Source organism: Microcystis sp. LE19-195.1E, assembly GCF_027532095.1.
GTDB lineage: Bacteria > Cyanobacteriota > Cyanobacteriia > Cyanobacteriales > Microcystaceae > Microcystis > Microcystis aeruginosa.
Map to the genome: position 1 here is coordinate 1 of NZ_JAPZSZ010000092.1, position 10,608 is coordinate 10,608.

Here is a 10,608-nt window from a genome sequence, read left to right on the forward strand (position 1 = left end):
GGAGTGATCGGGGGGAAATTTAGGCACTTTTTCCCTGAAAATTAGGTAATTGGCCACCTCAAAACTGGTAAAACCCCACACCCCACACCCCACACCCCACACCCTGCCCCCAGGAAAAACTTTTTCAGCAAACCCTATTTATTCATCGATCAAGACAGTTGTGCTACTGCATTGAGAGCATAACTTTTAGTAATAAAAGGAGAAGTCATGGCTGTTAAAAGTCCCCCGTAATCAAGATTAAAACTGACTTCGCTTCCTACTTTTAACCTCTTGTTATGACTATCAAGAACTAGATGATCGCTACTAGAACCTAATATTTTTATCTCCTGACTTGTTTGTAATCCAGAGATAAGAATATCCTGTCTTCCTAATGCAATAATAACTCGACGGTGAATGCCTTGATCGATAAAGCTGGGAACATTACCAAAAGCATCTCGACCAATTTCTCCAGAGGGTAGAGATGGTTTATCTTTAGATTCGATTACTTCAGCAATTAACCGAAAAGCATCGGTATATAAGCCGGGTATAACTTGTCGATTAACTGTTTCACAACCTAATAAAATTGATTCTCCTAAACGCAGATTATTAATCCGACCAACTTCGCTACTTTTTTGATACCATTGATAGTTAGCAGAATTGCCTCCTGAAATAATCGGTAATTTTATTAAAAATTCCTGCTCAATTGTATCTGTTAACACAGATAATTTGCTCATATTATGGCTATCAGGTTTAATACCTCCATAACAAGCCAAATTACAACCCAGTCCAATAATTTTGATAAAGGGAAAAGCGAGGGTCTTTTTGATGAACTTGACCAGATCTTTCGGCAGTACACCTTCGCGTAAATCCCCTAACTCCGTCATGATAATAATGCGGTGTATTTTTTGCTTTTCTTGAGCATAATAGGAAAGTTCCTGAATTGTTGCTAATTCGGTATTTAAGCTGATATCTGCAATGTTAACCACTGATTCTGCTTGACTCAAGGCCGTACGCAACAGAACAAAAGTTGTCACTATTCCTGCTTGTTTCATTTTGAGAATATTTTCGATTCGAGAGTCAGCGATAAAGTTGACTCCACCTTGAATCATCGCCAAGGCGATCGAGGGATCACCCAAAATCGCTTTGGAAACTCCCATCACAGAAAGTCCCTTGCTGCCGTAGAATTGGCAGAGTAAACGAGCATTATGGCGTATTTTCGGGAGAGAAATCTCGATTCTGGGTAAAAGGTCTTTCATCAGCCTATTTGCTCCCAATTGCGGGAATTGCAGCTAAAATTTCCCCTTTGATTTTCCGGTTTAATTTCGGAAAGCGATCGCATAAAGCTTGGACTAATTTCTCACATCCGTGTAACAAAACATCAGTAGTCGGTAACTGAAAATCTCGCTCATATTTGGCAATAATACGCTCAGTGGCTGCTGCGGTGAGATTTTCGTGATTAATCGCAATAGCGATAACTTTAGTGGGAGAAATTGCCTCAATTAGTGAAATTTCTTCCTGTAATTTTGGCATGGCTAAATGAGGAAAATCACAGCGAAATTTTCGGGCTGGGGGATGTTGTAAAATAATCCCATCGGGCCTACTTCCTTTCAAAATTCCCACGGAACTCATAAAAGCAGGATGACTCAGAGAACTTTGTCCTTCCACTAAAATAATATCGGGTTTTTCTTGCTCAAAAGCTTGAACCACAGCATTTTCAATTTCACCGATGACAAATTGAGAAACCAAAGCATCGATCGAAACCCCATATCTTGCTCCCTGCATCAAGCTAGTTTGTCCAGTAGCGACTAAGACAGACTTAATACCCAAGCCTTGGAGAGTTTGATTAACTGCCACCGCAGTGGTCATTTTTCCGCAAGCACAATCGGTTCCTAAAAAGGCAATAACGGGTATATTTACTTGGGAAATTTGCCCAGTAAATACATGAAGATCAGCTAATTGTGGTGGTTTACGAATGTCTGTAATTTGCACACCATACTGACTAGCTTGCTCCCTAAATTCTAAATCCTCGGAGAAGAATTGATGCAAACCATTAATAATCTCCATTCCTTGTGCCATTGCTTCTAAAATTAGCAGCCTTTCTAGGGGGGGAATAAACGCTTCTAAGGGTGCTTTGCCGTAGATATAACAATTGGGAACATCTCTAAGTTTTTCTAAGGCTGCTTGTAAATTGGCAAAAATGGGAATATGATTTTTTTTATCTCCTAATGCTTCTCCCGCATCTTTTCCCGCTAAGGAACTATCCAGCACTCCAACAATTGTATATATTTCTGATTGTCGGATCAAGCCAGCTGCCGTTTTTCCGTCCACACGTCCAAACTGATTTTCACAGTAAATTAAAGCCGTTTTTTTCGTTGATACCACTTTCTTAATCTCCTGAATATTAGATAATTGAAATTTCACTCCTAACTCCCAGTAAGACTATTTATTCTTCTTCTTCTATAGCATAATTATCTGGATCGATAATATCGTCTAGTTCTTCTAAAATTTGCAAATCGGGATGAGCATCAGATTGACGTAATTTTAATCTTCCTGTCCGTTCTAACCAATGGAGAAGGGTTTCTTTGGAAGTTATCTGCATAACAGGAATTGCCTGATAGCGAGGTTCTTGACTAAGAGAAGGATTAAATTTCATACCTGTTGAATTTCCTTTGAGAAGTTAACTCTATTGGTTGTTCTATTGTTGATCACGAAGCAACCCACAAAAAACTGAAAAAAATTGTCAAGTTTAGTAAAGTAAAAAAGTTCAGCTGTCAGATTTACTATTTGGACAGATAGATAGAGTCGGTTCCAATATATGCTCCCGATACTTGGGATGCAGACTCTATGGTGTAAATTAAAGTTTTCCTGTCTCGCTCAACTTAAATGTCAATCCTACGGTTTTTATCTAGCTAACGGAAAAGGTGATTAATAACACCAAAGCAACCAACAAAACCGCCCCTACTCCTTGCAAAATATACCATTTTTGCTGTTCTAAAGATGGGTATTTTGATAGATAAATCTTGGGTTCGCTACCATAGTTATTGATGATTCCTTCATCATCTACTGTATAGCCCTCTGGGAGAGGTATATTAAGTGATTGATAGTTTTGCCCGTTTATATCTAGTTTAACCTCAGCAGGAATTAATTCACTTCCATCGCTTGGGGAATAGACTGTCGCACCTGTCTCTTGATTAGATTTAGTAGAGTAGTGCATGATCATCTCTCTTCAAAATCTGAGTATAACACAGAATAAGGCGAAATGGTTTTTAGGCTAATTTTTTCCTAGGGCTTTAATCAGCAAATTTGGCTAATGTCGGCAAATTAAAGCCAAAAATATGATTTTATAACTTGACAAAGCTAGATAAAAACATTTAGTCATCTCGCTATTCACTTTTTAGCATACCAGCGCCATAAAACTCGCGCTAAACGTTGGGGATCATGACTAACTTTGGCAGTAACTTCATCTTCTGCCATTACATTCGCTAAAACAATGCGATAACCCATTTTTCCCACCTCCTCGCGGTCTAAAAACACAGGATGACTATGCTCTTGGGCGTATAATTGCAGAGATTGGGGCGATGGTGCAGTTCTTTGGGCTAAAACTGCATCAAAGACGCGTTCCTCGCAGACTTTTTCGATCGCCCGAATATGATCAGCCACCGAATAATTATCCGTTTCCCCCGGCTGGGTCATAATATTACAAACATAGACACGGGGGACTGTCACCTGTGCTAGGGCCTGACGAATTGCGGGAACCAACAAATTAGGGATAATACTGGTATAAAGACTACCCGGCCCGATAATAATATAATCTGCCTCCTTGATTGCCGCTAAAGCAGCCGGTAAAGCGACCGGATCGGCAGGATGACAGCCAATCTGACGAATTTGCCCCATAGCTTCGGTTATCTTCGATTCTCCCTCAATAATGCGCCCATCGGCTAACTTAGCCCAGAGACTAACATCGGTAAGGGTAGCAGGTAGCACTTTACCGCGAATGGCCAAAACTTTGGCACTAGCATCGATCGCCTGTTCCAGATCGCCGGTAATCTCGGTCATAGCGCTGATAAATAAATTACCAAAACTGTGGCCCGATAAACCATCCCCGGCATGAAAGCGATATTGAAACAATTCCGTTAATAACTTTTCCTCATCGGCTAAAGCGGCGATACAATTGCGAATATCCCCCGGGGGTAAAATGCCCATTTCCCGACGTAATCGGCCCGAAGAACCGCCATCATCAGCTACGGTGACAATAGCGGTGATATTAGAACTATACTGTTTTAAACCGCGTAAAAGCGTCGATAAACCCGTACCGCCACCGATGGCCACAATTTTCGGGCCGCGATGGAGACGACGATGGGTGCGTAGGAGATCAACTAATTCCTCCGATGCGTCCGGTTGTAGTGCTTCTGTAATCGTTTCGACGGTGCGACTCTGACCCCAGAATAACAAAAAGACACCCAGCAAAACCGCCAGCGGCCCGGAAACAGAATTGGGGACTAAACGGGCGATCATTTCTAATGCTTGGGAAACAAACTCTAAAAAGCGATTAACCGGGGTTAATTTTACCCAAATAGCCAAACCGAAGGAGGTGAGAAAAACGCCGCTTAAACTGATTAAAAGCCAGCGTTTGACAAAAAGACCGGGAGAAAGCCATTTAAACCAACGATTAACTCGTTTAGGCGTTTTTCTGCCCACAGAAGCGGCTATTTTCCCCTTCTGAGCGTTGAGTTCCCGTAGGGTCTGTTTAAATGGACTCATAGATGTGGCCTGGCAGCGAACGCATTGATTCTGGAGAGACTGTAGCCGAAAAAGGGGACAAACTCAAGCTTAATTAGGGTCTGCTGAAAAAGTTTTTTGTGGGGAGAGGGTGTGGGGTGTGGGGTGTAGGGTGTAGGGTTTTCCCGATTTTGAGGAGGTCAATTACCTAATTTTCAGAGAAAAAGTCCAGGGATTTTCCCCCCGATCACTCCCATATCTGGTACTTTTTGATTGCCAAAAAGTCTAAAAGTCTTACCCAACAAGGTTTTTAGATTCATTCAGCCAGCCTAACCTAACCTCCCACTTGAGAATAGGCCGCCTCGGAAATTGTGGGAATATCGGCGTATTTGCCGATAACCGACTGTATAATGCTGTAAACACAGGCGGCAAATGCTCCCAAAAAGACGACGTTAAAAAGAGTTTCTACCACTAAATTCGCCCCTAAACCCCTAGCGACGAAACCTAAGACCAATCCCAATAAATACACCAAAATCTCGATTAAAATCGCCTGCATGGTGTTAAAGCGGATAAAATGACTGATGCGGGGATTGCGTACCACGGCGAAAAAGAGGACGAAAAAGATAATTAAACTGCCAAAGCTTCCCAGAGAACTATAGAGAAAAGCTAAGGGATATAAGGCTATTGCTAAGGCCGCTCCTAAAAAAGGAATTTGCTGAAAGATAAAGATACCGAAGGCAAAAGCGGAATATAAGGGTAAAAGATATACTAAAGCTGCAAAAATGCGATCTTTTGTATCGGTTGAGCCGCGCCAAGTCATAATCTATTGTCTCCTGAGACTACTGCTAACTCTCTTCAAGATAACCCGGCAGCCCATCAGACTTCGCGTAACCGAAAAAATTGATCGAGGCCGAAGATTGTTAGGCCTCGATCGAGTTATCGAAAATTTGGGTTAAAACCCCGTCGTTTTACGACGGCTTTTCCTGATTTTTGATGTAGCACTTAAGAACTTCCAGTGGCGCACCTCCTACAGAAGATACAAAATAACTGGGCGACCAAAGAGCGTCTTTCCCGTATGGCTTAGGATAACCAGCTTGTCCATACCTACGACTAGAGGCTCCCTTTAAAGAGTTGACCATCACGGAAATAGATAGTTTCGGTGGGTATTCAATCAATGCGTGTACATGATCAGACTCCCCATTAAATTCCAATATCTGAAAATTCATCTTTTCCGCAACTTCTCTAAAAGATTTTTCAACCAAAGTCAGACTTTTAAAAGACTTTTCAACCAAAGTCAGACTTTTACCAGTAAAAACCTTTCTTCTGTATTTTGTCACACAGACCAAGTGTATCTTTAAATCGGAAACAGAGTTTCTTTCTTTTCGCAACCGACTTGACATTATTAACAGACCTAGTTAAAATAAATACAGACACACATATCTTAACCCAATGAAAGCAAGGTATCAATACCGTATTTACCCAACAGACCAACAAAAGAGGCTTTTGTCTCAGTTGTTCGGGTGTGTGCGCGTTGTCTGGAACGATACCTTAGCCTACTGTCAAGAACTCTATCGACAAGGGGAGAAAAAGCCAAAATATACTGAGTTATCTAAAAGACTAACTCAAGTCAAGAAAACAGAAGAAAAACAGTGGTTAACCGAGGTTTCTTCTATCCCTTTACAGCAGTCTTTGAGAGACTTAGAGACAGCCTATTCTAACTTTTTTGCATCTTGCAAGGGAGAAAGAAAAGGAAAGAAAGTCAAACCTCCTAAATTTAAGAAGCGTAAATCTAAACAATTAGCAAGATTTACCGATAATGGTTTTACCGTTAACCAACACTGCGTTACTTTAGCGAAAATCGGTGATTTAAGAATAGTTTGGAGTCGCCCATTACCTTCTAAACCTTCTAGCGTCACCGTGATCAAAGACGCATCAGATCGATACTTTCTTAGTTTTGTCGTCGAGATTCAGTCCGAAATACTTCCCAATAATGGGGAGTCAGTGGGAATTGATCTAGGGATTGCTACCTTTGCTACCCTCTCAACAGGAGAAAAGATAGACGCACCGAAACCGTTAAAAAAACGATTAAAACGACTAAGAAAAGCACAGAAAAACCTTTCTAGAAAGCAAAAAGGAAGTAACCGACGGGAAAAAGCTAGGAAACGAGTAGCTAAAATCCACGCAAAGATTAAAGACACTCGCACTGATTTTTTGCAGAAACTATCCACTCGAATTGTTCGTGAAAATCAAACGATAATTTTAGAGGATTTAAACACATCGGGAATGGTTAAAAATCGCAAGTTGTCCCGTGCTATATCAGATTTAGGATGGCGTTCTTTTCGAGATATGCTATCGGCAAAATCTGACAAATATGGGCGTGATTTTCGGATAATTTCCCGATGGGAGCCAACGTCTCAGCGATGTTTCTGTTGTGGGAATATCGGCGGGAAAAAAGCGTTAAATATCCGTGAGTGGGAATGTCTTTTCTGTGGGACTTTCCATGATCGAGACGTGAACGCCGCAATTAATATCAAGGTCGCCGGTGGGCAATCGGAGACCTCAAAAAACGGACGCAGAGGAAAGTGTAAGACTTCTGTTAAAGAAGCAGCATCCCGTGAAGCGTCAACCCAACCGAAGATCGTTCAATTAAGTTTGTTTGATCTGCCGGTCATCACCGTCCGGCCACGGCGGTGAGGATGTCAATCTCAAACAGAGACGGGGTGCTTGATTTCCTGTAACAGAGCCAGATATTCCTCCTTAAAATACTTTAGGGTACTTAAAATCGGATTGGGGGCGCTTTGGCCAAGACCACAAAGACTGGTTTCTTTGACCATTTGACAGAGATGTTCTAGGTTTTCGAGGTCGTGAATATCGGCCTTTCGAGCGATAATTTTGGCCAATAATTCAAACATTTGTACTGTTCCCGTGCGACAGGGGATACATTTACCACAGGACTCCTCGCGACAGAACTCCATATAGAATTTCGCCACTTCCACCATACTGGTAGTATCATCCATAACCACCATCCCCCCAGATCCCATCATCGAACCGAGTTTGGCTAAGGATTCGTAATCCACGGGAGTATCGAGTAAATTAGCGGGAATACAACCCCCAGAGGGGCCGCCGGTTTGTACCGCTTTCACTTGACCATCGGGAACACCACCCCCCATCTCCTCGACAATTTCCCGGAGAGTAATGCCCATCGGCACTTCAATCAGCCCATTATTGCGGATTTTTCCCGTCAAAGCGAAGATTTTTGTGCCTTTACTGCTGGCAGTACCGATATTGGCGTACCAAGCGGCTCCCTCGCGGATAATAGCGGCGATATTAGCGTAGGACTCGACGTTATTAATCAGGGTGGGACAACCATCGAGACCCGATTGGGCCGGATAGGGGGGACGGGTGCGAGGAGTGCCGCGGCCGCCTTCAATGGAATGGATGAGAGCGGTTTCCTCTCCACAGACAAAAGCTCCCGCCCCGATGCGGATATCCACCTTAAAATCGAAAGTGGACTCGAATACTTGGGAACCCATTAAACCAAATTTTTTGGCCTGATTAATCGCTTTTTGCAGACGATCGATCGCCAGAGGATATTCGGCTCTAACATAGATATAACCATGGTCGGCCCCCACAGCATAGGCAGCGATCGCCATTCCTTCCAGGACTAAATGGGGGTCACTTTCCAAAACACTACGGTCCATAAACGCCCCGGGGTCGCCTTCATCAGCATTACAGATAACGTATTTTTGTTTACCCGGTTGTTTAGCCACCGTCGCCCATTTTAAACCGGTGGGATAACCGGCACCACCCCGGCCGCGCAAACCGCTTTTGGTGATTTCCTCCACCACCTGGGCCGGGGTCATCTCGTAGAGGGCCTTGTAGAGAGATTGATAACCCCCGACGGCGATATATTCCTCAATGCGATCGGGATCGATTTTACCGCTATTTTCCCGGACAATTTTGACTTGATGGGAGAAAAAGGGATGTTTTGAGTCCCCTAATTGCACCTCGGTTTTGCCGCCGTTTAAGGCCGCAATAATGCTGGCCGCACTTTCCGGGGTGACTTCTTCGTATAGGAGATCCTGGGGATCCACTTCCACCAACGGACCGCGACCACAAAAACCCATACAACCGACCCCGACCACTTCGACTGTATCCTCTAGGTGTGCCTCTTTGACGGCAGTGGCGAGGTTTTTTTTGATTTGGAGGGAGTTAGCAGCTTGGCAACCGGTGGAAGTGCAACAATGCACCCGGATGCTTTTTTGTCTAGTTTTTTCTTTCTCGGCCACTGCCAATAATTCTTGTAAGTCCATATTCTTCTCAATCCACTAGAGTGAAAAATTACTGGGAGAAACTCTGTAGTTTCGCTAAGACAGTTTCCGAATCTTGTTTAGGGGCCACGACTCCATCGAAGACCACGGCCGGCGCAATCCCACAGGCCCCGATACAACGGGCCGACACTAGGGAAATTTCTCCATCGGCGGTGGTTTCTCCCACTTTGACATCAAAGGCGTTTTCGATGTCTTCGAGGATTTTGCCGCTGCCTTTGACATAACAAGCAGTCCCCATACAGATGATACAGGTGTGTTTTCCCGCCGGTTTCAGGGAAAAGAGATGGTAGAAGGTTGCTACCCCATAGACGCGACTGAGGGGCAGTTTTAGCGCCCGGGCAACGTAGAGGAGAACATCTTCTTCTAGGAATCCAAAGGCTTCTTGGGCTTTGTGCAGGACTTCAATCAGGGCTGATTGATTATATCCTGCCCGCTTCATGGTAATGTCGAGGACTTTGAAGCGTTTATCGCCACTGGGATGCTCTTTTTTCTCCGTTTGACGAGGATTGGCAGTTTGCATAAATCTGAACCAAATAAATTTTAGGGGCGATGACGGGAAAAAGATGGAGAGTTGTCGGTTTTCCTTGGTCATCTCCCTGCTTTTATTCTGACACTGGCTCCGGAGGGCGATCGATAACTTTATCTTTCCTTTAGTTATTGGGGGATAGGGGATTTTTCGGCCTTGTCAAATTGAAAGATGCTCCGAATCAGCCTGGAACTGAAATTACTTTGATAGCAAGGATTGCATTGCATCTTTCCTATAATAGTGTTTAATCAACGAATAGGGCCTTTTATGGCGGGCTTAAGTGGGGAACAAGAGTCGCTCGATTTAGCAGTGGAATATAGCTAGGTAATAGCTGTAGGGCTAATTCATGAATTAGCCCTACAATCAATTATGATGAACCCTGGAAATAGAAAACGGGTTTCTTCGATAAACCCGTTTTCTGCGGGTTTTTTTGCGGGAAGCATCCCCCTCTCCTCGTAGGTTAAAGGGATGAGGTCATAACAATCTGTTGCCACAACCGACTTTTCAGAATACAATAGAGAAGAGTAGTCATTCATCACTCAGATTAGTTAAGATGATATTACATGACTAATAATATTGACCATGATCGCTTATTTAAGGAGTTAATCTCCACCTTTTTTGTCGAATTTATTGAGTTATTTTTTCCTCAATTGATGGATTATTTAGATAGGGACTCGATTACTTTTTTAGACAAAGAAGTATTTACCGATGTCACAGAAGGAGAAAGGTATGAAAGCGATTTAGTCGCACAGGTTAAGTTTCGCGGAAAAGAATCTTTTTTCCTGATTCATGTGGAGGCGCAGGAAAGTTCCCGCAAGTGGTTTAACCGGCGAATGTTTACTTATTTTGCTCGCTTTCATGAGAAATTTGTCTTACCGATTTATCCGATTGTAATTTTTTCTTATTCAAGGCCCAAAAAGAGCAGCGATTAGTCAATATGTAGTCGATTTTCCCGATTTTAAGGTCTTAGAATTTAACTATCAAGTAGTGCAGTTAAATCGATTAAATTGGCGAGATTTTCTCAATCAACCGAATCCGGTTGCTTCAGCTTTG

General features: G+C 43.0%; 11 protein-coding genes and 1 pseudogene. 3 read left to right on the forward strand and 9 right to left on the reverse strand.

The window, feature by feature from the left end; translation table 11 throughout:
• The first annotated feature begins 49 nt into the window (after nucleotides 1–49).
• On the forward strand, nucleotides 50–175 hold the full coding sequence (locus O9300_RS05705; RefSeq protein WP_287970539.1) for a hypothetical protein: 126 nt from the start codon (nucleotides 50–52) through the stop codon (nucleotides 173–175).
• On the opposite strand, the gene O9300_RS05710 is transcribed toward O9300_RS05705, so the two are convergent.
• The 7 genes from O9300_RS05710 to tnpA form a co-directional block, all read right to left on the reverse strand.
• Nucleotides 150–1,235: an alanine/ornithine racemase family PLP-dependent enzyme gene (locus tag O9300_RS05710; protein ID WP_002762913.1), complete on the reverse strand. Its 1,086-nt coding sequence runs from the start codon at nucleotides 1,233–1,235 to the stop codon at nucleotides 150–152. The two genes, O9300_RS05705 and O9300_RS05710, sit on opposite strands and share 26 nt — an antisense overlap.
• 4 nt (nucleotides 1,236–1,239) lie before the next feature.
• A complete protein-coding gene (locus O9300_RS05715; RefSeq protein ID WP_190721392.1) occupies nucleotides 1,240–2,400 on the reverse strand; it encodes a DUF1611 domain-containing protein in 1,161 nt (386 codons plus the stop codon).
• 22 nt (nucleotides 2,401–2,422) lie between these two features.
• The gene (locus O9300_RS05720; RefSeq protein ID WP_008198246.1) at nucleotides 2,423–2,632 is read right to left on the reverse strand and encodes a DUF3134 family protein; all 210 of its coding nucleotides are present in this window, start codon (nucleotides 2,630–2,632) and stop codon (nucleotides 2,423–2,425) included.
• A 252-nt stretch (nucleotides 2,633–2,884) separates the two neighbouring features.
• On the reverse strand, nucleotides 2,885–3,193 hold the full coding sequence (gene psb34 / locus O9300_RS05725) for a photosystem II assembly protein Psb34 (protein WP_287970530.1): 309 nt from the start codon (nucleotides 3,191–3,193) through the stop codon (nucleotides 2,885–2,887).
• A gap of 173 nt (nucleotides 3,194–3,366) precedes the next feature.
• The gene (locus O9300_RS05730; protein WP_287970533.1) at nucleotides 3,367–4,740 is read right to left on the reverse strand and encodes a gluconeogenesis factor YvcK family protein; all 1,374 of its coding nucleotides are present in this window, start codon (nucleotides 4,738–4,740) and stop codon (nucleotides 3,367–3,369) included.
• 292 nt (nucleotides 4,741–5,032) lie between these two features.
• Entirely contained in the window at nucleotides 5,033–5,518 is a 486-nt protein-coding gene (locus O9300_RS05735) for a Tic20 family protein (protein WP_002762922.1), read from the reverse strand.
• 148 nt (nucleotides 5,519–5,666) lie between these two features.
• Nucleotides 5,667–6,098, reverse strand: coding sequence for an IS200/IS605 family transposase (gene tnpA / locus O9300_RS05740; RefSeq protein WP_079205551.1), 432 nt, complete (start codon nucleotides 6,096–6,098; stop codon nucleotides 5,667–5,669).
• 49 nt (nucleotides 6,099–6,147) lie between these two features.
• Between tnpA and O9300_RS05745 the strand changes: the two genes are divergently transcribed.
• Nucleotides 6,148–7,392, forward strand: coding sequence for an RNA-guided endonuclease InsQ/TnpB family protein (locus O9300_RS05745; RefSeq protein ID WP_287970536.1), 1,245 nt, complete (start codon nucleotides 6,148–6,150; stop codon nucleotides 7,390–7,392).
• Between the two features lie 11 nt (nucleotides 7,393–7,403).
• Here the strand turns inward: O9300_RS05745 and nuoF are convergent, their stop codons facing one another.
• Both nuoF and hoxE read right to left on the reverse strand, forming a co-directional pair.
• The gene (nuoF, locus tag O9300_RS05750; RefSeq protein ID WP_287970538.1) at nucleotides 7,404–9,011 is read right to left on the reverse strand and encodes an NADH-quinone oxidoreductase subunit NuoF; all 1,608 of its coding nucleotides are present in this window, start codon (nucleotides 9,009–9,011) and stop codon (nucleotides 7,404–7,406) included.
• Nucleotides 9,012–9,039: 28 nt separating this feature from the next.
• A complete protein-coding gene (gene hoxE, locus O9300_RS05755) occupies nucleotides 9,040–9,549 on the reverse strand; it encodes a bidirectional hydrogenase complex protein HoxE (protein WP_002762924.1) in 510 nt (169 codons plus the stop codon).
• Between the two features lie 569 nt (nucleotides 9,550–10,118).
• On the opposite strand from hoxE, the pseudogene O9300_RS05760 reads away from it, so the two are divergent.
• Nucleotides 10,119–10,608: pseudogene (locus tag O9300_RS05760) on the forward strand (Rpn family recombination-promoting nuclease/putative transposase); the annotation flags it as partial.

Coding starts and splice junctions, on each gene's coding strand:
- psb34 (WP_287970530.1), bottom strand. CDS start 3,193: ATGCACTACTCTACTAAATCTAATCAAGAGACAGGTGCGACAGTCTAT.
- nuoF (WP_287970538.1), bottom strand. CDS start 9,011: ATGGACTTACAAGAATTATTGGCAGTGGCCGAGAAAGAAAAAACTAGA.
- O9300_RS05720 (WP_008198246.1), bottom strand. CDS start 2,632: ATGAAATTTAATCCTTCTCTTAGTCAAGAACCTCGCTATCAGGCAATT.
- hoxE (WP_002762924.1), bottom strand. CDS start 9,549: ATGCAAACTGCCAATCCTCGTCAAACGGAGAAAAAAGAGCATCCCAGT.
- O9300_RS05710 (WP_002762913.1), bottom strand. CDS start 1,235: ATGAAAGACCTTTTACCCAGAATCGAGATTTCTCTCCCGAAAATACGC.
- O9300_RS05735 (WP_002762922.1), bottom strand. CDS start 5,518: ATGACTTGGCGCGGCTCAACCGATACAAAAGATCGCATTTTTGCAGCT.
- O9300_RS05745 (WP_287970536.1), top strand. CDS start 6,148: ATGAAAGCAAGGTATCAATACCGTATTTACCCAACAGACCAACAAAAG.
- tnpA (WP_079205551.1), bottom strand. CDS start 6,098: ATGTCAAGTCGGTTGCGAAAAGAAAGAAACTCTGTTTCCGATTTAAAG.
- O9300_RS05730 (WP_287970533.1), bottom strand. CDS start 4,740: ATGAGTCCATTTAAACAGACCCTACGGGAACTCAACGCTCAGAAGGGG.